The 21,801-nt window shown below is 72.1% G+C and carries 18 protein-coding genes; 6 read left to right on the top strand and 12 right to left on the bottom strand.

Translation table 11 applies throughout. The features are described from left to right. Positions 1-187 precede the first annotated feature (187 nt). The 3 genes from ABL57_RS11310 (at position 188) to ABL57_RS11320 (ending at position 3,465) form a co-directional block, all read left to right on the top strand. Positions 188-1,612, top strand: coding sequence for a GntP family permease (locus tag ABL57_RS11310; protein ID WP_047803577.1), 1,425 nt, complete (start codon positions 188-190; stop codon positions 1,610-1,612). 68 nt (positions 1,613-1,680) lie between these two features. Then, positions 1,681-2,457 (top strand): SDR family NAD(P)-dependent oxidoreductase, encoded by a 777-nt coding sequence (locus ABL57_RS11315; RefSeq protein WP_047803578.1) that lies wholly within the window; start codon positions 1,681-1,683, stop codon positions 2,455-2,457. A 66-nt stretch (positions 2,458-2,523) separates the two neighbouring features. Then, positions 2,524-3,465, top strand: coding sequence for a sugar phosphate isomerase/epimerase (locus ABL57_RS11320; RefSeq protein WP_047803579.1), 942 nt, complete (start codon positions 2,524-2,526; stop codon positions 3,463-3,465). Between the two features lie 440 nt (positions 3,466-3,905). On the opposite strand, the gene mmsB is transcribed toward ABL57_RS11320, so the two are convergent. From mmsB to ABL57_RS11355, 7 genes are all read right to left on the bottom strand, one after another. Continuing rightward, positions 3,906-5,159: a multiple monosaccharide ABC transporter permease gene (gene mmsB, locus ABL57_RS11325; RefSeq protein ID WP_047803580.1), complete on the bottom strand. Its 1,254-nt coding sequence runs from the start codon at positions 5,157-5,159 to the stop codon at positions 3,906-3,908. A gap of 2 nt (positions 5,160-5,161) precedes the next feature. Further along, on the bottom strand, positions 5,162-6,691 hold the full coding sequence (gene mmsA, locus ABL57_RS11330) for a multiple monosaccharide ABC transporter ATP-binding protein (RefSeq protein ID WP_047803581.1): 1,530 nt from the start codon (positions 6,689-6,691) through the stop codon (positions 5,162-5,164). A 136-nt stretch (positions 6,692-6,827) separates the two neighbouring features. Continuing rightward, positions 6,828-7,946, bottom strand: a complete 1,119-nt coding sequence (chvE, locus tag ABL57_RS11335) for a multiple monosaccharide ABC transporter substrate-binding protein (protein ID WP_047803582.1) — start codon at positions 7,944-7,946, stop codon at positions 6,828-6,830. A 76-nt stretch (positions 7,947-8,022) separates the two neighbouring features. Then, complete coding sequence (gene araA, locus ABL57_RS11340) at positions 8,023-9,537, bottom strand: L-arabinose isomerase (RefSeq protein ID WP_047803583.1); 1,515 nt, start codon at positions 9,535-9,537, stop codon at positions 8,023-8,025. Further along, complete coding sequence (locus ABL57_RS11345; RefSeq protein WP_047803584.1) at positions 9,512-10,264, bottom strand: L-ribulose-5-phosphate 4-epimerase; 753 nt, start codon at positions 10,262-10,264, stop codon at positions 9,512-9,514. The genes araA and ABL57_RS11345 overlap by 26 nt, the downstream gene beginning before the upstream one ends. Then, the gene (gene araB / locus ABL57_RS11350) at positions 10,261-11,949 is read right to left on the bottom strand and encodes a ribulokinase (RefSeq protein ID WP_047803585.1); all 1,689 of its coding nucleotides are present in this window, start codon (positions 11,947-11,949) and stop codon (positions 10,261-10,263) included. The genes ABL57_RS11345 and araB overlap by 4 nt, the downstream gene beginning before the upstream one ends. Before the next feature lie 172 nt (positions 11,950-12,121). Continuing rightward, the gene (locus tag ABL57_RS11355) at positions 12,122-13,153 is read right to left on the bottom strand and encodes a LacI family DNA-binding transcriptional regulator (RefSeq protein ID WP_047803586.1); all 1,032 of its coding nucleotides are present in this window, start codon (positions 13,151-13,153) and stop codon (positions 12,122-12,124) included. Positions 13,154-13,355: 202 nt separating this feature from the next. Here ABL57_RS11355 and ABL57_RS11360 point away from each other — a divergent pair, with 202 nt between their 5' ends. Beyond that, on the top strand, positions 13,356-14,339 hold the full coding sequence (locus ABL57_RS11360; RefSeq protein WP_047803587.1) for an aldo/keto reductase: 984 nt from the start codon (positions 13,356-13,358) through the stop codon (positions 14,337-14,339). Positions 14,340-14,541: 202 nt separating this feature from the next. On the opposite strand, the gene ABL57_RS11365 is transcribed toward ABL57_RS11360, so the two are convergent. The 3 genes from ABL57_RS11365 to ABL57_RS11375 are packed head-to-tail and all read right to left on the bottom strand — an operon-like array spanning position 14,542 to position 17,750. Further along, positions 14,542-15,627, bottom strand: coding sequence for a low specificity L-threonine aldolase (locus tag ABL57_RS11365; RefSeq protein WP_047803588.1), 1,086 nt, complete (start codon positions 15,625-15,627; stop codon positions 14,542-14,544). Continuing rightward, positions 15,624-16,316: an SDR family oxidoreductase gene (locus ABL57_RS11370; RefSeq protein ID WP_047803589.1), complete on the bottom strand. Its 693-nt coding sequence runs from the start codon at positions 16,314-16,316 to the stop codon at positions 15,624-15,626. The genes ABL57_RS11365 and ABL57_RS11370 overlap by 4 nt, the downstream gene beginning before the upstream one ends. 3 nt (positions 16,317-16,319) lie before the next feature. After that, entirely contained in the window at positions 16,320-17,750 is a 1,431-nt protein-coding gene (locus tag ABL57_RS11375) for a DUF6421 family protein (RefSeq protein ID WP_047803590.1), read from the bottom strand. Positions 17,751-17,875: 125 nt separating this feature from the next. Here ABL57_RS11375 and ABL57_RS11380 point away from each other — a divergent pair, with 125 nt between their 5' ends. Continuing rightward, positions 17,876-18,331, top strand: a complete 456-nt coding sequence (locus ABL57_RS11380; RefSeq protein WP_047803591.1) for an Lrp/AsnC family transcriptional regulator — start codon at positions 17,876-17,878, stop codon at positions 18,329-18,331. Between the two features lie 119 nt (positions 18,332-18,450). Here ABL57_RS11380 and ABL57_RS11385 read toward each other — a convergent pair whose 3' ends face one another. Continuing rightward, positions 18,451-19,227, bottom strand: coding sequence for an SDR family NAD(P)-dependent oxidoreductase (locus ABL57_RS11385; RefSeq protein WP_047803592.1), 777 nt, complete (start codon positions 19,225-19,227; stop codon positions 18,451-18,453). A 1-nt stretch (position 19,228) separates the two neighbouring features. Beyond that, positions 19,229-19,993, bottom strand: coding sequence for a FadR/GntR family transcriptional regulator (locus tag ABL57_RS11390; RefSeq protein ID WP_047803593.1), 765 nt, complete (start codon positions 19,991-19,993; stop codon positions 19,229-19,231). Between the two features lie 216 nt (positions 19,994-20,209). Between ABL57_RS11390 and ABL57_RS11395 the strand changes: the two genes are divergently transcribed. Then, on the top strand, positions 20,210-21,727 hold the full coding sequence (locus ABL57_RS11395) for a GntP family permease (RefSeq protein WP_047803594.1): 1,518 nt from the start codon (positions 20,210-20,212) through the stop codon (positions 21,725-21,727). Positions 21,728-21,801 lie beyond the last annotated feature (74 nt).

Here is a 21,801-nt window from a genome sequence, read left to right on the forward strand (position 1 = left end):
CTGCCCTGACAGGAATTGTCCCACGCCCCACCCGGGCCGGCTCCACACCGCCCTCTCGACGACGGCCGGAGGAGGCTGGACACCGGACCAATATCCTATAGGGTATTGGCCAACGGCTCCTCGGATGTGGTCTACGCCACAGTGCAGGAGTGGCCGGCCCCGCGTCCCGATCAAAGGTGACTCAGCTATGCACATCCTCCTTCCCGCCGCCACGGCGGATGCACTCGTCCTGGCGGAGAGGCCCACCTGGGCGCTCATCGCCATCGCGGTCGTGGCCATCGCCGCGCTGCTCTTCCTGATCATCAAGCTGCGCATGCACGCGTTCTTCGCCCTCATCATCATCAGCGTCCTCACGGGACTGGCGGCCGGCATCGGCGTGGGCGACGTCATGGCGGTGGTCATCGCCGGCTTCAGCACCACGGTGGGCAACGTGGCCCTGCTGGTGGGCTTCGGCGCGGTCCTCGGCCGCCTGGTCGAGGTCTCCGGCGGCGCCCAGGTGCTCGCCGACGCGATGCTCCGCCGTTTCGGGGAGAAGCGGGCCCCGCTGGCCCTGGCGGTCGCCTCCCTCTTCTACGCGTTCCCGATCTTCCTCGACGCCGGCTTCATCGTGATGCTGCCGATCATCTACACGGTCGCCCGCCGCCTGGGCGGCTCCTTCATGCTCTACGTGCTGCCCTCGATCGGCGCCTTCCTGATGATGCACGCCCTCACCCCGCCGCACCCCGGTCCCACGGCCGCGGCTACGGTGATGGGCGCCGACGTCGGCATGGTGGTGCTGATCGCCCTGCTGGTGGGCCTGCCCACCTGGTACCTGGCCGGCTACCGGCTCGGCCTGGCCCTCGCCAAGCGCTATCCGGACATGCCCGTGCCGAACCTCCTCGGCGAGGTGGACCTGGACGAGGACACCCCCCGGCCGGGGTTCTGGACCATCATCTTCGTCCTCCTGCTGCCGCTCGTGCTCATCTTCTTCAACACCCTGTTCACCACGCTCGAGGCGAGCGGGGCCGTGGGCGAGGACAACGTCCTGTTCCGCCTCTCCCGGCTCATCGGCAACACCCCGATCGCCCTGCTCATCGCCACGTTGTTCGCGATGTACCTGCTCTACCTGCGCCCGCGCCGCGGCCGGGGCAGCATCGGCGGGGCCCTGGAGGACCTGGTCGACAACGCCCTGGCCCCGGTCTGCTCGATCATCCTGATCACCGGCGCCGGCGGCGCCTTCGGCCGTGTCCTCACCGAGACGGGCATCGGCGCCACCATCGCCGAGGGGCTCGACGCCCTGGGCCTCCCGGTCATCCTGGCCGGCTTCCTCGTGGCGATCGCCTTCCGCGTGGCCCAGGGCTCGGCGACCGTGGCCGCCACCACCGCGGGCTCCATCATGGCCCCGGCCGTGGCCGAGCTGGGCCTGTCCGGGATCGCGCTGGCCGCCATCGTGGTCGCCATCGCGGCGGGGTCCATCACGTTCTCGCACGTGAACGACTCTGGATTCTGGCTGATCGGCAAGTTCTGCGGCTTCGACACCGTGACCACGCTCAAGACGTGGTCGGTGATCGGCACCGCGATCGGCTTCATGGCCTTCGCCCTCGCGTGGATCGTCTACGCCCTGGCCGCCTGATCCCTGCGGCCCCCACGCCCCTCCCCCGGCATCCCCCGACATCCCCCCCTGACATCGCAGGAGCACCCATGACGCACGGACAGTTTCCCGCACGACGCACGGCCGTCGTCACCGGCGCCGGAGCCGTCCGCGGCATCGGCCGCCACGTCGCCCGCCGGATGGCGCAGGAGGGCTGGGCCCTGGCGGTGCTCGACGTCGACGCCGACGGCGTCCGGTCCTTCGCCGACGAGCTCGCCGGACGGACGGCGCAGCCCGTGCGCGGCATCGCGGTCGACGTGGCCGACCCGGACTCGGTCGACGCGGCGTTCGAGGAGATCGACGCGCATCTTCCGCCGGTGCTCGCCGAGGTGAACCTGGCCGGCATCGCCAGCCCGCACACGCTCTTCGAGCTGACGAAGGACGTGTGGACCCGTGTGCTGGACGTGAACGCCACGGGCACGCTGCTCATGATGCAGGCCGCGGCACGCCGCATGATCGAGGGCGGGCACGGCGGGCGGATCGTCAACACGTCCTCGATCACCGCCTACGACGGCGGTGGGACCTTCTCGAAGACCGGCTACGCCGCGGCGAAGGCTGCCGTCCTCGGCCTCACCCGGGGCGGTGCCCGGGAGCTCGGCGGGCACGGGATCACCTGCAACGCCATCGTCCCCGGGCCCATCGACACCGACATCATGGGCGGCACGCTCACGGACGAGCGCAGGGCCGCCATGTCGGCGGCCGTGCCCACCGGACGCGTCGGGCGGCCCGAGGAGGTCGCCGCGCTGGTCAACTTCCTCACCAGTCACGAGGCCGGCTTCGTCAACGGCGCGTCCTACTTCGTGGACGGCGGCAAGCACATGGTCTGAGCCGGCACCCCGCACGTCCTTCCGGCGCCCCGTGCGCCACCGACACCACCCACCAAGGAGAGCACCATGCCGCACACCCCGGAGAGCTGGCCCATCGGGGCCGCCCTGCTGAACTTCACGGGCACCACTGCCGACGGCCGCGACCGCACCGCCGCCGGTCCCGAGGCCTGGAAGCAGACCCTGCGCGAGGTCCGCCTCGCCGGCTTCGACCACGTCGACCTCACCGACTCCTGGGTCCGCCCCGGCGACCTCGACACCGACGGCCGCCGGCGGCTGCTGGAGACGGCCCGGTCCTACGACCTCGCCTTCAGCGACATCGCGGTGACCCGCAAGAGCGTGATCACCCCGGACGAGGACCAGGCGCAGCGGAACATCGCCTACACCAAGCGCACCATCGACGCGGCCGTGGACCTCGAGGCGCCCATGGTCTGCGTGGGCCTGCACGACCCGTTCACCGAGGCGCAGAAGGACGCCACCTGGTTCTGGCTGGCGCCGGGCGCCGAGGACGAGGACACCGCGGAGAACCGGGCGAAGGCGGCCGAGCGCTTCCGCGAGCTCGGCGAGTACGCCGGGGAGCGGGGGGTCGGCCTGTCCCTGGAGATGTACGAGGGCACCTTCCTGGGCACCGCCGACAGCTCGGTGGAGCTCGTCACCGCCGTGGACCTGCCCAACGTGGGCCTGTGCCCCGACATCGGCAACATCGTCCGCCTGCACCGCGAGGTGGAGGACTGGCGCGAGATGCTCACCAAGATGCTGCCGCACGCCAACTACTGGCAGCTGAAGAACTACTTCCGGGACCACGATCCCGCCACCGGGTCCTACGCCTCCGCCCCGGCGCCGCTGGCCCTGGGCTACATCGACTACCGCGAGGCCATCGGCATGGCGCTCGAGGCCGGCTTCGACGGCCCCATGTGCGTGGAGCACTACGGGGGCGACGGGCTCAGCGTGACGGCCATGAACCGGGACTACATCCGCGGCATCCTGGCCGCCAAGCTCCCGGAGGACTGACTCCCGCGGAGCCGGCCACGCCGGGGATGGCGCCGTTGGGGCGCCATCCCCGGCTCCGTCGTTCCGGTCGCCCGTCGCCGCGGCGCCCGCGCTGATCGTTCAGCCGACTTACCTTTTCGGGTCCCAACCCGTAACGTGGAACCGATACGGCCCCGACGTGCACGCCGGCAGGCGTGCCGAGGGCCGCCCCGGACCGTCCCCGGCACCCCGGGACGGACCCGGGTCCGGACTAGGGAAGGAGCACCAGCATGCGCAAGATCCTCTTCATGGTCGGTACCGCCGTCTTCAGCCGCGTCATGGCGAAGCGGCGCGAGAACAAGGGCGGCCGCCGCTAGACGGCCGTGCCCGCCGCCCGCGGCCCCGGCAGGGAGCGCGGGCGGCAACGACGGACGGGCCCGCCCGGCATGATGCCGGGCGGGCCCGTTCGTCGTTGCGCTCTACTACTTCAGCGCGTTGGAGGCCCGCCGCTTGTTGAAGACGTCGAAGCCGACGGCGAGCAGCAGCACCAGGCCCTTGATGAACTGCTGGTAGTCGATGCCCACGCCCATGAGCGACATGCCGTTGTTGAGCACGCCCATGATCAGCCCGCCGGTGATGGCGCCGATGATGGTGCCCACGCCGCCGGTCACGGCGGCGCCGCCGATGAACGCCGCGGCGATCGCGTCCAGCTCGAACAGGTTGCCGGCACCGGGGCCGGCGGAGTTCAGGCGGCCGGTGAACACGAGGCCCGCCAACGCGGCCAGCACCCCCATGTTGACGAACAGCAGGAAGTCCACGCGCTTGGTGTTGACGCCCGAGAGCTGGGCCGCCTGCAGGTTGCCGCCGCGGGCGTAGACGTGCCGGCCGAAGACGGTCCGGTTCATGACCGCGCTGTAGGCGACCACGAGCACCCCGAGCACCACGAGCACGATCGGGGTGCCGCCGCGGGAGCTGGCGAGCAGGAAGGTCAGGCCCAGGACGACGACGACGCCGAAGACCAGCCGGGTGAGGAACCAGGCGCGGGGCTCGTCGTCCAGGCCGAGCTTGGCCCGGGTGGCCCGGCCGCGCAGCTGGCTGACGACCAGCAGGGCGGTGGCGAACAGGCCGAGGCCCACCGTGGTCCAGTCCAGGATGTTGGTCTCGGGCGGGAACAGGCCCGGGAAGAGGGACCCGCCGCCGAGCTGGCGGTACTCCGAGGGGAACCCGGTGATGCGCTGGTTCTCGAGCACGATCTGGGTCAGGCCGCGGAAGACGAGCATGCCCGCGAGGGTGACGATGAAGGCCGGGATGCCGATGTAGGCCACCCAGAAGCCCTGCCAGGCCCCCACGAGGGCGCCGACCGCGAGGGACGCCACGAGGGCCACCCACCACGGCAGGCTCCAGTCCCGGATCATGATCCCGGACATGGCGCCCACGAACGCGGCCACGGAGCCCACCGAGAGGTCGATGTGGCCGGCCACGATGATCATGACCATCCCGATGGCCAGCAGCAGGATGTAGCTGTTCTGGACGATGATGTTGGAGACGTTGTCCGGCTGGAGCAGGGCTCCGCCCGTGAGCACCTGGAACAGCGTCACGATGACCAGCAGGGCCAGGAAGATGCCGATCTGGCGCAGCCGGCTGGTGAGGAAGCGCCCGGCGTCGGCCACGGTCGAGGGCTTCTTCGGGCCCCTGGTGCTGAGGACCCGGTCCTCGTCGGCGAGGGTGGAAACCATGGTCAGTCCTTCTCCTTGGTCATGTGCTGCATGAGTCGTTCGGGGGTGGCCTCGGCGATGGGGACCTCGGCGGTGATCCGGCCCTCGGCGAGCGTGTAGATGCGGTCGCAGATCCCCAGGAGCTCCGGCAGCTCGGAGGAGATCACGAGGACGGCTTTGCCCTGCGCGGCCAGCTGGTTGATGATCGTGTAGATCTCGTACTTCGCGCCCACGTCGATGCCGCGCGTCGGCTCGTCGAGGATCAGTACGTCCGGGTCGGCGAACATCCACTTGGACAGCACGACCTTCTGCTGGTTGCCGCCGGAGAGCTTGCCGGTGACGGCCGCCACGGACGGCGCCTTGATGTTCATGCTCTTCCGGTAGTCCTGGGCGACCAGCGTCTCGCGGCCGCCGTCCACCCAGCCCGCGGAGGCCAGCTTGGGCAGGGCGGCGGCGGAGATGTTCCGCTTGATGTCGTCGATCAGGTTGAGCCCGTAGCGCTTGCGGTCCTCCGTGGCGTAGGCGATCCCGTGCCGGATGGCCTCCTGGACGGTCCGGCAGGTGATCTCCTGGCCGTTCTTGTACAGGGTCCCGGTGATGCCGGACCCGTAGCTGCGCCCGAAGATGCTCATCGCCAGCTCGGTCCGCCCGGCGCCCATGAGCCCGGCGATCCCGACGATCTCGCCGGCCCGGACGGACAGGTGCGCGTCGTCCACGACCACCCGGGAGTGCTCCTGGGGGTGGTGCACCGTCCAGTGCTCCACGCGCAGCACCTCCTCCCCGATCGCGGGGGTCCGCTCCGGGTACCGGTTGGTGAGCTCGCGGCCGACCATGCCCTTGATGATCCGGTCCTCGGTGACCGAGCCGTCGTGCAGGCTGAGGGTCTCGATGGTCCGGCCGTCGCGCAGGATGGTCACGGAGTCCGCGATCGCCCGGATCTCGTTGAGCTTGTGGCTGATGATGATGCAGGTGATCCCGTCCTCCCGCAGCCCGCGGACGAGGCCGAGCAGGTGCGCGGAGTCCTCGTCGTTGAGCGCGGCGGTGGGCTCGTCGAGGATCAGCAGCTTCACGTCCTTGGACAGCGCCTTGGCGATCTCCACGAGCTGCTGCTTGCCCACCCCGATGTCCCCGGCCCGGGTGACGGGGTTCAGGTCCAGGCCCACGCGCCGGAGCAGCTCGGAGGCCCGGACGTTGGTCTCGTTCCAGTCGATGACCCCGCGGGTGGCGCGCTCGTTGCCCAGGAAGATGTTCTCGGCCACGGACAGGAACGGGGACAGCGCCAGCTCCTGGTGGATGATCACCACGCCGCTGCGCTCGCTGTCCTTGATGTCGCGGAAGGAGACCGTCCGGCCGTCCAGGACGATGTCGCCCTCGTAGGTGCCGTGCGGGTAGACGCCGGAGAGCACCTTCATGAGGGTGGACTTGCCGGCGCCGTTCTCCCCGCAGATCGCATGCACCTCACCGCGGGCGACGGCGAGGTTGACGTCCTGCAGCGCCTTGACGCCGGGGAAGGACTTGCTGATCCGGCGCATCTCGAGCACGTGCTCGCTCATGCGGGTCTCCTTGTCTGGGGCTGGAGTGGTGGCGGGTCGGAGTGGTGGCGGGTCGGGATGGTGGCGGACCCGGTGGGAGAGGAATGCTGCGGCGGGACCGGCCGGGCGGAGGGGCCGCCCGGCCGGTCCGGGTCCCCTACTCGAGCTCGGAGGCCTCGTAGTAGCCGCTGTCCACGAGGACCTCCTGGTAGTTGTCCTTCGTGACGATCTGGGACTCCAGCAGGTAGGCGGGGACGACCTTCACGCCGTTGTCGTAGGTCTCCTCGTCGTTGACCTCCGGCTCCTCGCCCTTCATCAGGGAGTCGACCATCACGACCGCGCGCTCGCCGAGCTCGCGCACGTCCTTGAAGATGGTGGAGTACTGCTCGTCGTTGACGATCGACTTCACGGAGCCCACCTCGGCGTCCTGTCCGGTGACCACCGGCAGCTCGTCCTTGGAGTAGCCGCCGGAGCGCAGCGCGGAGATGATCCCGATCGACAGCCCGTCGTAGGGGGAGAGCACGCCGTCGAGCTGCTCGCCGCCGCCCACGGTGATGAGGTCCTCCATGCGGTCCTGGGCGGTGTCCGGCAGCCAGCGCAGGATGGCGGCCTGCTCGAACTCGGTCTGCCCGCTGGGCACGTTGAGGGTGCCGTCGTCCAGGTAGGGCTTGAGGGTGTCCATGGCGCCGTTCCAGAAGAAGGTGGCGTTGTTGTCGTCGGGGCTGCCGGCGAAGAGCTCCACGTTGAACGGGCCCTTCTCCCCGGTCGGCTCGCCGTTCTCGTCGAGGACCCCCAGGCCGGTGAGCAGCGAGGTGCCCTGCTGCACGCCCACCTCGTAGTTGTCGAAGGTCGTGTAGTAGTCCACCGTGTCGGACTCGTTGATGAGCCGGTCGTAGGCGATCACGGGGATGTCCTGGGACTCCGCGGTGTCGAGCACGCTGGTGAGCGTGGTGCCGTCGATCGAGGCGATCACCAGGGCCTTCGCCCCGCCGTTGATCATGTTCTCGATCTGGGAGATCTGGGTGGGGATGTCGTCGTTGGCGTACTGGAGGTCCACCTCGTAGCCGAGCTCCTCGAGCTCCGCCTTGACGTTCTCCCCGTCGGCGATCCAGCGCTCGGACTGCTGGGTGGGCATGGCCACCCCGATCCGGGCGCCCTCGTTGGAGCCCTCCTCCGCGCCGGCGCCGCGGCTGCCGCCGCAGGCGCTGAGGCCGAGGACGAGGGTCAGTGCGGTCACCCCGGTGAGGGTCCGCTTCAGGTGGGTCTTCGCGGTCATGGTCGTGCCTTTCGTCGGTCCGGTCCCCGGTGGCCGGAGGTCCGTGCTGGGTCCGTGCTGTGTGCGGTGGTGGAGGTCAGAGCTTCTGCGCCAGGCGATAGTAGGCGGAGTTCCAGCGCACCTCGCGCTGGAACTCGCGCAGGGTGGTGGAGTCGTCGATGAGCAGCAGCTCGGTGCCGGTGATCTCGGCGAAGTCGCGGATCACGTCCGCGCCCACCGCGGTGCTGAGCACCGTGTGGTGGGCGGCCCCGGCGGTGAGCCAGGCCGCGGCCGAGGTCGCGAGGTCCGGCTGCGGGCGCCACACCGCCCGGGCCACCGGCAGGTGCGGCAGCGGGGCGTCCGGGGGCACGACGTCGACGGTGTTGGCCGTGAGCCGGAACCGGTCGCGCATGTCGGACATCGCCACGACCACGCCCGGCCCGGCGTCGGTGTCGAACACCAGGCGCACCGGGTCCTCCTTCCCGCCGATGCCCAGCGGGTGCACCTCGAGGGAGGGCCGGGCCGTGGTGAGGGTCGGGCAGATCTCCAGCATGTGGGCGCCGAGGATCTTCTCCTCGCCGGGGACCAGGTGGTAGGTGTAGTCCTCCATCAGGGAGGCGCCCCCGAGCAGCCCGGCGCCCATCACCTTCGCGGCCCGCACCAGCAGCGCCGTCTTCCAGTCGCCCTCCGCGCCGAAGCCGTAGCCGCGGGCCATGAGCCGCTGCACGGCCAGGCCCGGCAGCTGGCGCAGCCCGCCGAGGTCCTCGAAGTTGGTGGTGAAGGCGCCGAAGCCGCCCTCCTCGAGGAACTGGAGCAGCCCGAGCTCCTGCCGGGCCCCGTAGCGCAGGGACTCGTGGCGCTCGCCGCCGCGGCGCAGCTCGGGGGCCACGTCGTAGAGCTCCTCGTACTCGGCGACGAGCTCGTCCACGCGGTCCTCGGCCTGGGCGTCCACCACGGCCACGAGGTCGTTGACCCCCCAGGTGTTCACGGAGACCCCGAACCGCAGCTCGGCCTCCGTCTTGTCGCCCTCGGTGACGGCGACGTTGCGCATGTTGTCCCCGAAGCGGGCGATCCGCAGTCCCTGGACCGCGGCCCGGCCGGCGCAGGCCCGCTGCCAGGCGGCGATCTGACCGGTGACCTCGGAGTTCGAGGCGTGGCCGACCACGGTCTTGCGCGGGACGTCGAGCCGGGTCTGGATGTAGCCGAACTCCCGGTCCCCGTGCGCGGCCTGGTTGAGGTTCATGAAGTCGAAGTCGATCTCGCCCCAGGGCAGCTCGACGTTGATCTGGGTGTGCAGGTGCAGCAGCGGCTTGCGCAGCGTGTCCAGGCCGGTGATCCACATCTTGGCGGGGCTGAAGGTGTGCATCCACGCGATCACGCCGATCACGTTGTCCTCGGCGTTGGCCTCCAGCGCGGTGCGGCGGATCGAGGCGGCGTCCTTGAGGGTGGGCCGCCACACCACGCGCACCGGCAGTCCGGCGTCGTCGAGCATCCCGACGATCGCGCGGGACTGCTCGGCCACCTGGCGGAGCGTCTCCTCGCCGTAGAGGTCCTGGCTGCCGGTGAGGAACCAGACCTCGTAGGGCTCAAGAGTGGTGCTGAGAGGGCTCAAGGGAGTGCGCTCCTGGGGTCGAGGGGGTGGTGGCGGGCTGTTGGCCGTAGACGTTCTGGTACCGGTCGAAGAGGGAGTCCACGTGGCCGGGGTCGATGGGCAGCGGCTCGCCCAGCTGGCGGGACAGGTGCACGGTGCGCGCGACGTCCTCGAGCATGGCGGCGGCCTTGACGGCGTCGCGGGCGTCCTTGCCGATCGTGAAGGGACCGTGGTTGCGCATCAGCACCGCGCGGGAGCGGTGCCCGGAGAGGGTCTCCACGATGCCGCGCCCGATCGAGTCGTCGCCGATGATCGCGAAGGGCCCCACGGGGATCTCCCCGCCGAACTCGTCCGCCATGGCCGTGAGGACGCAGGGGACGGGCTCGCCGCGGGCGGCCCACGCCGTGGCGTAGGGCGAGTGGGTGTGCACCACTCCCCCGACCTCGGGCATGTGCCGGTACACGTAGGCGTGGGCGGCGGTGTCGCTGGAGGGCGAGCGCTCCGCGCCCGGGGTGCCGGGCACGGGCCGGCCGTCGAGGTCGCAGAGGATCTGGTTCTCGGGGCCGAGCTCGTCGTAGCTCACGCCGCTGGGCTTGATGACGAAGAGGTCGGTGCCGGGGACCCGCCCGGACACGTTGCCGGCGGTCCACACCACCAGGCCGTAGCGCACCAGCTCGGCGTGCAGGTCGGCGACCTCCTGCCGGGTGCGGGCCACGCGCTCCTCGAGCTCGGGCGTCAGGGTGTTCATGCGGAGACCTCCTGGGTGGATCGGGCCTGGCGGCGCAGCGCCTTGAGCCGGCGCATGACGTCGTTGCCGCCGCGGCCGAAGTGGTCGTGCAGCGCGGTGTACTCGGCGTACAGCGCGGAGTAGGCCTCGGTGCGAGCCGGGTCCGGGGTGTACGCGCCGTGCTCCAGCCGGCCCATCGCCCCGGCGGCGGTCCGGACGTCGGGATAGGCGCCGGCGGCCACGGCCGCGTGGATCGCGGAGCCGAGGGCGGGGCCCTGGTCGCTGCCGATGACGGAGATCGGCATGCCCAGCACGTCCGCGTAGATCTGCATCAGGAACGCGTTCTTGATCAGGCCGCCGGCCGCCACGAACTCGGTGACGGGGATCCCCGAGGCCGCGAACGTCTCGACGATGGTGCGGGTGCCGAACGCGGTGGCCTCCAGCAGCGCCCGGTAGACCTCGTGGGGGCGGGTGGCGAGGGTGAGCCCCACGAGCAGCCCGGAGAGCTCGTGGTCCACGAGCACCGAGCGGTTGCCGGACTGCCAGTCCAGGGCCACGAGCCCGTGGGCGCCCACCGGCTCCCGGCTCGCCTGCTCGGTGAGCAGCTCGTGCACGCTCAGCCCACGGGCGGCGGCCTCCTCGCGGAGGGTGCCGGGCACGAAGTGGGCGGTGAACCAGCCGAAGATGTCCCCCACCCCGGACTGGCCGGCCTCGTAGCCGTAGAGCCCGTCGATGATCCCGCCGTCCACCACGCCGCACATGCCGGGGACCTCCCGCAGGGTGGCCGAGCTCATGACGTGGCAGGTGGAGGTGCCCATGATCGCGACCATCTGCCCCGGGTCGGTGGCCCGGGCGGCCGGGGCGCAGACGTGGGCGTCGACGTTGCCGACGGCCACCGCGATGCCGGCCGGCAGGCCCGTCCACGCGGCCGCCTCGGCGCTGAGCGTGCCGGCCGCGGCGCCGAGGGCGCCGACGGGGTGGTCGACCTTCTCCTCGGCGAAGCCGGCGAAGTCCGGGTTCAGCGCGGCCAGGAACTCCCGGTCCGGGTACTGCCCGTCCTGCAGGATGCCCTTGTAGCCGGCCGAGCAGGCGTTGCGCACGTAGTTGCCGGTCAGCTGCCACACGATCCAGTCCGCGGCCTCCACCCAGTGGTCCATCCGCTGGTAGAGCTCCGGGTCCTCCTCGAGCAGCTGCAGGCCCTTGGCGAACTCCCACTCGCTGGAGATCAGCCCGCCGTAGCGGGGCAGCCAGCGCTCCCCCCGCCGGGCGGCGAGCTCGTTGATGCGGTCGGCCTGGGGCTGGGCGGCGTGGTGGCGCCACAGCTTCACGTAGGCGTGCGGACGGTCCTCCAGCCCGGGCAGCTCGTTGAGGGGCGTGCCGTCGGCCACCACGGGGACCATGGTGCACGCGGTGAAGTCGGTGCCGATGCCCACCACGGCGGCGGGGTCCACGCCGGCGGCGCGCACCGCCGCGGGCACCGCCTGCCGCAGCACCTCGACGTAGTCGGCGGGCACCTGCAGGGCCCACTCGGGCGGGAGGGGCGCCCCCGTGGCGGCCAGCACGGTGTCCATCACGCCGTGCCGGTACTCGTGCACGGCGGACCCCAGCTCGGCGCCGTCGTGCACCCGCACGACCACGGCCCGCCCGGAGAGGGTGCCGTAGTCGACGCCGACGACGTACGTGGGGGTGGTGCTGCTCTGGCTCACGGTGGACCTCGTTGTCGCTCGAGCCGTTCCGCCCGGACCCGGCGGTCGGTTGCCGCCGGAGCCGAATGTGAACGGTCACATCTGCATGTCCGGGACAACGTACACCGCCATGGAGTGAGGTGCACCACAGTGTCACATAACGGTTTGGTAACGGACGGATCGGGGGGGGGGGTTAGGCGGGCGGCGGCGCCGTGGAGCGGCGCCGCACGAGCTCGGGCACCACGTCCCCGGCCTGGACAGGGCCGTCGCCGCGCAGCTCCGCCAGGAGCACCGCCACGCAGCGCCGGCCGAGCTCGGGGAAGTCCTGCCGGACGGTCGTCAGCGGCGGCAGGAAGTGCGCCGACTCGGGGACGTCGTCGAAGCCGACCACGCTGATGTCCTCCGGCACGCGCAGCCCGGTCTCCGCGAAGGCGTGCACCAGGCCGAGCGCGATGTGGTCGTTGCCCGAGACCACGCCGGTGAAGTCCCGTCGCTCGCGCAGCACCAGGCCCACGCGGTAGCCGGACTCCGCCGTCCACTCCCCCGCGGTGGCGAGCGCGGGCTCGAGCCCCCAGGCGGCCATCTCCTCGCGGTAGCCCTGGCGCCGGGCGTCGGTCTCGACCCAGCCCTCCGGGCCGGGCACGTGCAGCACCCGCCGGTGGCCCAGCTCGAGCAGGTGCCGGGTGGCCCGCCGGGCGCCGGCCAGCTGGTCCACCGACATCCGGTGGTCCGTGCCGTGCAGGGAGTGCACCGTGACGAAGGGGATCCGGATGGAGAGCTGCTCGATCACCTCCAGGGTGGCCGACTGCGGGGCCAGCAGCACCAGCCCCTCGACCGCGTGGCCCATCAGCCGGTCGAGCGCCGCCTCGATGGAGGCCCGGTCCGCGTGGTCGATGTGCGCGGTGTCCACCACGTAGCCGGCCTCGGTGGCCGCGGTCTGGACCGCCTGCAGGCTCGCGGTGGGCCCGTACTCGGCGCCCGAGGAGACCAGGGCCCCGATGATCCGGGACTCGCTGGTGACCAGGGCCCGCGCGGCCCGGTTGGGCCGGAAGCGCAGCTCCTCCATGGCCTCCAGCACCCGCCGGCGCGTGGAGTCCCGCAGGTTCGGGTGACCGTTGAGCACCCGGGAGACCGTCTGGTGGGAGACCCCGGCCGCCCGTGCCACGTCCCGGATGTTCGGGGCGCGCTGAGGGCGCGCGGCGCGTGCGCCGTCCTCGTCGATCATGGCCGAAACGGTACTCCACGGGTTCGGCCGGGCACATCCGGGACGCCCCCGGCCCCCCGGCGGCGGGGCCGGCGCGGCGGGGATGCTTGCGCGCGGAGGCCGCCGCACCGCATGGTTGACCCCGGTGCCACCCGATCGGCGGGGCGCCGTCCCCCGCGGAGGCGGAGGACTCCCACCGAACGCGGAACGGACGACACGACGCATGGAACACCGCACACTGGGCCGAACCGGACGCACCGTCTCCACCGTGGGCCTGGGCACCTGGCAGCTGGGCGCCGACTGGGGCGAGGTCGAGCCGGCCGAGGCCACCGCGGTCCTGGAGGCCGCCGTGGAGTCCGGGGTCGACTTCTTCGACACCGCCGACGTCTACGGCGACGGGCGCAGCGAGCAGACGATCGGGGCGTTCCTGCAGGAGCACCCGGAGCTCGACATCACCGTGGCCACGAAGATGGGCCGGCGCGTGGACCAGGTCCCCGAGAACTACGTCCTGGCCCACTTCCGGCAGTGGGTGGACCGCTCCCGCCGGAACCTGGGCACCGACACCCTCGACCTGGTCCAGCTGCACTGCCCGCCCACCCCGGTCTACAGCGACCAGGAGGTCTACGACGCGCTGGACACCCTCGTGGAGGAGGGGTCGATCCGCCACTACGGCGTCAGCGTGGAGCGCACCGACGAGGCCCTGGCCGCGATCGCGCGCGGGAACACCGCCACGGTGCAGATCATCCTCAACGCCTTCCGGCTCAAGCCACTGGACGCCGTGCTGCCGGCGGCGCGGGAGGCCGGCGTCGGGATCATCGCCCGGGTGCCCCTGGCCTCGGGCCTGCTCTCCGGGAAGTACACGAAGGACACCCGGTTCGCGGAGGACGACCACCGCAACTACAACCGCACCGGCAGCGCCTTCGACGTCGGCGAGACGTTCTCCGGGGTCGACTTCGAGCGCGGCCTCGAGGCGGTCCGGGAGTTCTCCGAGCTGCTGCCGGAGGGCACCCCCACCGCCCAGGCCGCCCTCGCCTGGGTGATCGCCCAGGAGGGCGTCAGCACGGTGATCCCGGGGGCGCGCAGCGTGGAGCAGGCCCGCGCCAACGCCTCGGCCGCGGACACCGGGTCCCTGGGCCGTGACCTCGACGAGGGGGTCCGCCGGATCTACGACGCCTACTTCCGCGAGAGCGTCCACCCCCGCTGGTGAGCGGGCCCGTCGTCGTGGTGCCCGGCCCCGGGGACGGGCACCACGACGACGCGGCGGGACCGGCTGCGGCCCCGGGATAGCGTGGGGGGATGGGCTGGCACATCGGCACCTCCTCGACGGCGGGTGAGGACGCCGGCGGCGCCGGGGAACGACGGATCGCCGTCCTCCCCTCGGTGCCCGGCCCCGCACGGAGGTCCCGGCGCTATCCCACCGCCTGCGGCTCGGCCGCGAGCTCGGATCGGAGGGCCGCCACGAAGGCGTCGACGTCCCCGGCCGTGGTGTCGAAGCTGCACACCCAGCGCACCTCTCCCGTCGCGGCGTCCCAGTCGTAGAACCGGAAGCGCCGCCGGAGGCGGTCGGCGACGCCGCCGGGCAGGACGGCGAAGACGGCGTTCACCTGGGTCGGCTGGGTGAAGGCGACACCGGGCATCGACCCGTCGGCGGCGCCCGCCTCGATGCCGTCGCGCAGGCGCCGGGCCATCGCGTTCGCGTGACCGGCGGTGCGCAGGTACAGGTCCCCGTCCAGGAGCGCCAGCAGCTGGGCCGAGACGAACCGCATCTTCGACGCGAGCTGCATCTGGTGCTTGCGCAGATGGACCAGCCCCTGGGACGCGGCCCCGTTCAGCACCACCACCGCCTCGGCGCCCAGCGCCCCGTTCTTGGTGCCGCCGAGGCTGAGCACGTCGACGCCGGCGTCGGTGGTGAAGGCGCGCAGGGGCAGGCCGAGGGCGGCCGCCGCGTTCGAGAGCCGCGCCCCGTCCAGGTGGACGGACATGCCGTGCGCGTGCGCGTGGTCCGTGACGGCGCGGATCTCGTCCGGCGTGTACAGGGTGCCGAGCTCGGTGGACTGGGTGAGGTGGACCACGAGCGGCTGGGCGCGGTGCTCGTCCCCCCAGCCCCAGGCCTCCGCGGCGATCCGTTCGGGCGTGAGCTTGCCGTCGGCCGCGGGGACGGGCAGGAGCTTGATGCCGGCGGACTTCTCGGGGGCGCCACCCTCGTCGACGTGGATGTGCGCCGTGTCCGCGCAGATCACGGCGCCCCAGCGCGGGAGCATCGACTGGAGGCCGACGACGTTGGCGCCCGTGCCGTTGAACACCGGCCACACCGACGCGCCCTCGCCGAAGTGCCGCACGATCACCTCCTGCAGGCGTGCCGTGTACTCGTCCTCGCCGTAGGCGGCCTGGTGGCCGCCGTTGGCCTCGGCCAGGGCGTCGAGCACCTCCGGGTGGACCCCGGAGTAGTTGTCGGAGGCGAATCCCCGCAGCTCCGTGTCGTGCAGCCTCGTCATGGGGTGCGTCGTCCTTCCTGGTCGAGTTCGATCGTGGAGTCGTTCAGTGCCGCGGCCTCGGCGCCCCACAGCCCGGCACAGGCCGTGGCGAGGCGCTCCTCCAGGCCGGCCAGGGCCCGCACCCGGAAGATCACGGCCGCGGCCCGCAGCGGGGTGCCGGCCTCGCGGGCGGACCTCGCGTACCCCTGGGCCACCGCCCGGGTCCACGCCTCGCCGGCGGCCTTGACCGCGGCGTAGTTGGCGCCGCCCGCCAGCGGACGGGCGACCGCGGTCGAGGACACGATCGCCAGCCGGCCCGCCGATGAGGCCCGCAGGTCCTCGTCGAAGGCGCGGCTCAGGTGCCGCAGCGCGGAGAACGAGGGCTCGAGCGCCCGGTAGTCGTCCTCCGTCTGCCCGGCGAGCCCGCCGCCGCCGCGCCAGCCGCCGACGAGGTGCAGGAGCCCGTCGATCGGCACACGGTCGTGGCGCAGCCGGCGGGCGAGCGCGAGCACCGCGGGCTCGTCCGCGAGGTCCAGCGCGTCCACGCGGGCTCCTTGGGCTGCGAGCGGCGCGAGCTTCTCGGCGCTGCGGCCCGTGGCGACGACGCGGGCCCCGGCGGCGGTCAGGACGCGGGTCGCCGCCAGCCCGGAGGCGCTGGTCGCGCCGGCGATCAGCACGGTGCGGCCGCTCAGGTCTGTCAGGTCGGTCATCGCTCAGCCGTCCGAGGCGCGGATGCCGGTCGTCGAGGCGATGACGGCTCGCATCCTCTTCTCGAGCGCCTCGAAGAACATCGAGAGGGGGAACTCGTCGTCCAGCACCAGGTCCGTGTACCCCTTCGGTGGTCCGGCGAGGACCTCGCGCGGGAGCCCCTGCGCCCACGCCGAGGCGGGGTGCGGGGTGACCACGGAGGCGACGAGCTCGTAGGCCTTCAGCCAGTGCACCGTCTTCGGCCGGTCGATCGACTCCCAGTACAGCCGGTCGATGGCGTCGCCGAGCCCGACCACCGCGTCGGCGACCCGGTCCCAGTCGATGCTGAGCTCGACGTCGCGCCACTGCAGCACGTGCCGGCGGTGGAGCCAGGCGAACAGCAGCTGCCCGCCCAGCCCGTCGTAGTTGCGGACCCGCGACCCGGTGACGGCGAAGCGGAAGATCCTGTCGAAGATCACCGCGTACTGCACGAGCCCGGCGTGCCGGCGGGTCTGCTCCTCGAGCCCGGTGAGCTCCTCGCCGGCCGCCGCGCGCGCCGTGAGCGCGCGCTCGATGGTGAGCGACTCGCGGAACGCCGTGAGGTCGCAGCGCAGCTCCTCCAGGGAGTACAGGAAGAACGGCATGCGCTGCTTGATCATGAAGGGGTCGAACGGCAGGTCGCCGCGCATGTGCGTGCGGTCGTGGATCATGTCCCACATCACGAAGGTCTTCTCGGCCAGGTCCTGGTCGGCGAGCAGCGCCGCGGCCTCGTCGGGCAGGTCCAGCTGGGTGATGCCGGCGGCCGCGGTGACCACACGGCGGTAGCGCGCCGCCTCGCGGTCCTGGAAGATGGCGCCCCAGGTGAACCGCGGGGTCTCCCGCCCGGCGACCGTCTCGGGGAACAGCACCGCCGAGTTCGTGTCGTAGCCCGGGGTGAAGTCGATCAGCCGCAGGGACACGAACAGCTCGTTGTCGTAGTCCCCGGCCTCGAGCGCGGCGATGAACTCGGGCCAGATCACCTCGACGATCAGGGCCTCGACGTACCGGTGCGCCGACCCGTTCTGGGTGCACATCGGGAACACGACGAGGTGCCGGAGGCCGTCGACCCGGTGCCGCTGCGGCTGGAACTCGACCAGGGAGTCCAGGAAGTCCGGCGCCCCGAACCCCCCGTCCGCCCAGCGGGCGAAGTCGGCCGGCAGGGCCGTCAGGTACGCCGCGTCGTGCGGGAACAGCGGAGCCAGGTCCGCGACCGACGCCACGATCCGCCCGACGAGCTCGCGCGCCGCCGGGTGGTCGGAGGCCTCCGGAATCGATCCGTCCGCGATCTGCAGCGCCTGCAGGTCCGTGGCCGCCGCTCTGAGCCGCAGCCACGCGGGGTGCGACTCCACGGAGCAGGCGTCCTCCACGACCTCGGGCTCTCCGATGACGGCCGGCACGGTCTGCAGTGACGTGGACATGAAAACCCCCCCATCCGGGAAATCGACGGAAATTCTACGGTGACACCGCTCACATGCAGGAAGATTCACACGCACCGGGGGGACTGTCAACCCTCGCGCCCCGAGCAGCTGATACCGTTCGGCCCATGGACGACCCTGTCGACGTACGCCTGGCCACCGAGGTGTCCCACGACCCGCGCGCCACCCTCGCCCAGCTGTCCGAACGGGTCGGCCTCTCCGCCTCGGCCGTGCAGGCTCGCCTGCGCAAGCTCGAGGGCAGCGGTGTGATCGTCGGCTATCAGGCGATCCTCGACCCCGAGGCCGTCGGCAGGCCGCTGTCGGCGTTCATCGAGATCACCCCGCTCGATCCCCGGCAGCCCGACAACGCCCCCGAGCTGCTCCAGCCGCTCACGGCGATCGAGGCCTGCCACTCGGTGGCCGGGGACGCCGCCTACATGCTGTTCGTCCGGGTGGGCTCGCCCAGGGAGCTCGAGGCGCTCGTCAACGAGGTCCGCCACACGGCCTCCGTCAACACCCGCACCACAGTGGTGCTGCAGACCTTCTACGAGCACCGGCCGATGCTCCCCGCCGCCGGGGCCTGAGGCCGGCACCGACACCGGCCCCCGCGAGGAGCCCGGACCGACCGGAGGCGCCGCCCGGAACCCGCCCGGACGGCGCCTCGCCCCGCCTCCGCGGCGGGCAGCCTGCACAGATCAGGAGCTCAGGAGATCTGCAGCCCGCCGTTGATGTCGTAGGTCGCCGCGGTGATGTACCCGGCGTCCTCGCCGACGAGGAAGGCGAGCAGTGCGGCCATGTCCCGCACGGTGCCCACGCGGCCCACGAGGATGTCCTCGGCCATGCCCGCCTTCCGCTCCTCGCTCAGCGTGCCGCCCATGATGTCGGTGTCCACGGGGCCGGGGGCGATGCAGTTCACCGTGATCCCGTGCTCGCCCATCTCGCGCGCCACCGCCCGGGTGAAGCCGATGATCGCGGCCTTGGAGGCGCTGTAGGCGGACTTGGAGTAGGTGCCGCCCCCGCGCTGGGCGGAGATCGAGGAGATGCTGACCACCCGGCCCAGCTTCCGCTCGATCATCCCGGCCAGGATCCGCTGGGTCACCAGGAACGTGCCGGTCATGTTGATCGCGAAGACCCGGTCCCAGGTCTCGCGGGTCTCGTCCATGAAGTCGGTGGGCGAGCTGATCCCGGCGCAGTTCACGAGGGCCACGATCGCGGGCAGCTCGGCCTCCACCCGGGCCACGGCCTCGTGCACGGAGGTCTCGTCCGACACGTCGGTGCGCAGCCCGAGCGCCGGCACGCCGTGCCGGTCGGCGATGTCCCGGGCTGCCTCGGCGGCCGCGTCGCCGTCGATGTCCAGGATGGCCACGCTCCAGCCCTGGCTCGCGAGCAGGTCCGCGGTGGCGCGGCCGATGCCCCGCTCGGAGGCGGCGCCGGTGAGCACGGCGGTGCGCTGGGCGGGGAAGGCAGGGGTCTCGGTCATGTCAGTCATCTCCTGTGCTGTGGTGGTCGAGCGGGTTCGGGGTCGGGTGGTCGCGTGCGGGGGCGGCCGGGCGGCCGATGTAGTGCTCGTAGTCCTCGTAGGTCTGGTCCAGGTGCTCCTCCATCGCCGTGCGGGCGGCCGCGGGTTCGCGGGAGGCGATGGCCGCCAGGACCAGCCGGTGGTGCCGGATGGCGTGGCGCTGGACCTCCGGGAAGGCCGAGGTGGCCCGCCGCTCGGTGTAGAGCAGCTGGGAGAGCTGGCCCAGCAGCACGGGCACGAACGGGTTGCCGGAGGCGCGCAGCACGGCGTCGTGGAAGGCCATGTCCGCGGCGGTCACGGCCTCGAGGTCCTGCGCGGCGTGGGCCCGCTCCAGCTCCTGGACGGCGGACTCCATGGCGGCGAGGTCCGCGTCGGTCACGTGCTGGGCGGCCAGCTCCGCCGATCCGGTCTCCACCATGCGCCGGACCTCCAGCAGCCGCAGGGCCACCTGGTTCGAGGCCACGCCTCGGGAGGCCGCCTTCAGGATGGCCTCCAGGCCGGTCCACGCGTCCGGCGGGTTGACGAAGGTCCCGAGCCCGCGACGGACCTGGACGATGTTCTGCGCCTGCAGGGCCTTGAGCGCCTCCCGGACGGTGAGCCGGCTGACCTCCTGCTCCCTCGCGATCTGCGCCTCCGGCGGCAGGGCCTCGTGCGGTGCGATCTCGCCGCGCAGGATGCGCTCGAGCATCTCCTCCGCGACCGACTCGACCAGCGACTTCCTAGCCATCGGCACGCCACCCCGGCCTGCGGGGGACGGTCCGGCGGCCGGTGGTGCCGTCGCCGAGGACGAACGTTGGAGAAGTCACAGCAGCCCTGCCCCCTTGTCAGATGTCTTATCTGTGATTAGCCTCACATGAACCGTTCCGCCCGTCAATTCCCCGGCACCGGGCACCGCCGCCCGGGCGCCGCGCGTCCTCCACCGTCCGCAAGGAGCTGCATCACCGTGGATCTCCAACTCCTCCTGGCCCTGGTCCTGGGCATCGCCACCATCATCGTCCTGGTGCTGCGCACCCGCCTGGACGCCTTCGTGGCCCTCCTCATCGCCGCGCTCGTCACGGGTCTGGTCGCGGGCCAGCCCGTGCTCGAGATCGTCGACGCCATCACCACCGGATTCGGCAACACCCTGGCCTCCATCGGGATCGTGATCGGCCTCGGGGTGGGCATCGGCAAGATCCTCGAGGTCTCGGGGGCCGCCAACGCCCTGGCCCTGGCCTTCCTGCGCGTCTTCGGCCACGGCCGCGAGCCCTGGGCGATGGGCAGCGTGGGCGCGCTGGTCTCCATCCCGGTGTTCTGCGACTCCGGCTACGTGATCATGAACCCGCTGGCCCGCTCGATCGCCCGGGTGAAGCGCGCCGGCTACGTGACGCTCGCCCTGGCCCTGGGCTGCGGCATGACCCTGACCCACCACCTCGTGCCGCCGACCCCGGGCCCGCTGGCCGTGGCCGGCATCCTCGGGGCGGACCTCGGCGCGCTCATCCTGGGCGGCCTGGTCTTCACCGTGGTCCTGCTGCCCGTGGTGGTCCTCTACGCGCGCTGGATCGGCCCCCAGCTCGAGCCCCGGGTCGAGGAGCACGTGCGCGAGGCCGTCTACGGCACGGTGGCCACCGCCGGCGTGGGCGGGTCCGCCTCCGCCGGGACGGGCTCCTCGGGCGCCGGCACCTCGGACGCCGGGCTCCGGGACGGGCTGGACGAGGAGGCCCGGCAGCCGGTCACCGCCGATCCCGCCGTCGACCTCGGCGAGCCGCCGGCCGGGGCGAAGCCGCACCGGGTGGGCGCGTTCGTGGCGTCCCTGCCGCTGCTCATCCCCCTGGCCCTGATCATCCTCAACACCGTCACGGGAGCCATCGACCAGAACGCCCAGGGCGTCATCGGCGGCGACGAGTACGAGCCCTCCGCCTGGGCCGTCCCGTTCGCGTTCATCGGCAACCCCGTCGTGGCGCTGATCATCGGCATGGTGCTGGCCCTCTACGTCCTGCTGCCCCGGTGGACGCCGCGCAACAAGGCGCACGGCTGGTTCGCCGAGGCCGCGGCCTCGGCCGGGCTCATCCTGCTCATCACGGGTGCCGGCGGCGCGCTGGGCCAGGTGCTGCGCAGCTCCGGGGTGGGCGACGCCCTCGCCGAGGCCATCGCCGCGACCCCGCTGCCCGCCTTCCTGGTGCCGTTCCTGATCGCCACGCTGGTGCGCATCGCCCAGGGGTCCGGGACGGTCGCCATGATCACCGCGGCCTCCGTGTCGGCGCCGCTGGTCGGGACCCTGGGCATCGACCCCGTCGTCGCCGCCCTGGCGTGCACCGCCGGGTCCATGGTCTTCAGCTACTTCAACGACTCCTATTTCTGGGTGGTCACCCGCTTCACGGGTCTGCAGGGCACGGACGCCCTGCGCGGCTGGTCCGGTATCACCACCGCGGTGTGGGCCGGGTCCATCCCGCTGCTGTTCGTGGCGAACCTGATCCTCAGCTGATCCGCACGGACCCCGCAGGGGCGGCGCGCCGGGAGCGCGCCGCCCCGTACGCTGTCCGGAGATCCCCGCTTCCC

The organism is Kocuria sp. SM24M-10 (genome assembly GCF_001027955.1).
Taxonomy (GTDB): Bacteria; Actinomycetota; Actinomycetes; order Actinomycetales; family Micrococcaceae; genus Kocuria; species Kocuria oceani.

Excerpts from the sequence above, each read along its gene's own strand:
- ABL57_RS11310 (WP_047803577.1), top strand. The coding sequence starts at position 188 with ATGCACATCCTCCTTCCCGCCGCCACGGCGGATGCACTCGTCCTGGCG.
- ABL57_RS11315 (WP_047803578.1), top strand. The coding sequence starts at position 1,681 with ATGACGCACGGACAGTTTCCCGCACGACGCACGGCCGTCGTCACCGGC.
- ABL57_RS11320 (WP_047803579.1), top strand. The coding sequence starts at position 2,524 with ATGCCGCACACCCCGGAGAGCTGGCCCATCGGGGCCGCCCTGCTGAAC.
- mmsB (WP_047803580.1), bottom strand. The coding sequence starts at position 5,159 with ATGGTTTCCACCCTCGCCGACGAGGACCGGGTCCTCAGCACCAGGGGC.
- mmsA (WP_047803581.1), bottom strand. The coding sequence starts at position 6,691 with ATGAGCGAGCACGTGCTCGAGATGCGCCGGATCAGCAAGTCCTTCCCC.
- chvE (WP_047803582.1), bottom strand. The coding sequence starts at position 7,946 with ATGACCGCGAAGACCCACCTGAAGCGGACCCTCACCGGGGTGACCGCA.
- ABL57_RS11345 (WP_047803584.1), bottom strand. The coding sequence starts at position 10,264 with ATGAACACCCTGACGCCCGAGCTCGAGGAGCGCGTGGCCCGCACCCGG.
- ABL57_RS11355 (WP_047803586.1), bottom strand. The coding sequence starts at position 13,153 with ATGATCGACGAGGACGGCGCACGCGCCGCGCGCCCTCAGCGCGCCCCG.
- ABL57_RS11360 (WP_047803587.1), top strand. The coding sequence starts at position 13,356 with ATGGAACACCGCACACTGGGCCGAACCGGACGCACCGTCTCCACCGTG.
- ABL57_RS11365 (WP_047803588.1), bottom strand. The coding sequence starts at position 15,627 with ATGACGAGGCTGCACGACACGGAGCTGCGGGGATTCGCCTCCGACAAC.
- ABL57_RS11370 (WP_047803589.1), bottom strand. The coding sequence starts at position 16,316 with ATGACCGACCTGACAGACCTGAGCGGCCGCACCGTGCTGATCGCCGGC.
- ABL57_RS11375 (WP_047803590.1), bottom strand. The coding sequence starts at position 17,750 with ATGTCCACGTCACTGCAGACCGTGCCGGCCGTCATCGGAGAGCCCGAG.
- ABL57_RS11380 (WP_047803591.1), top strand. The coding sequence starts at position 17,876 with ATGGACGACCCTGTCGACGTACGCCTGGCCACCGAGGTGTCCCACGAC.
- ABL57_RS11385 (WP_047803592.1), bottom strand. The coding sequence starts at position 19,227 with ATGACCGAGACCCCTGCCTTCCCCGCCCAGCGCACCGCCGTGCTCACC.
- ABL57_RS11390 (WP_047803593.1), bottom strand. The coding sequence starts at position 19,993 with ATGGCTAGGAAGTCGCTGGTCGAGTCGGTCGCGGAGGAGATGCTCGAG.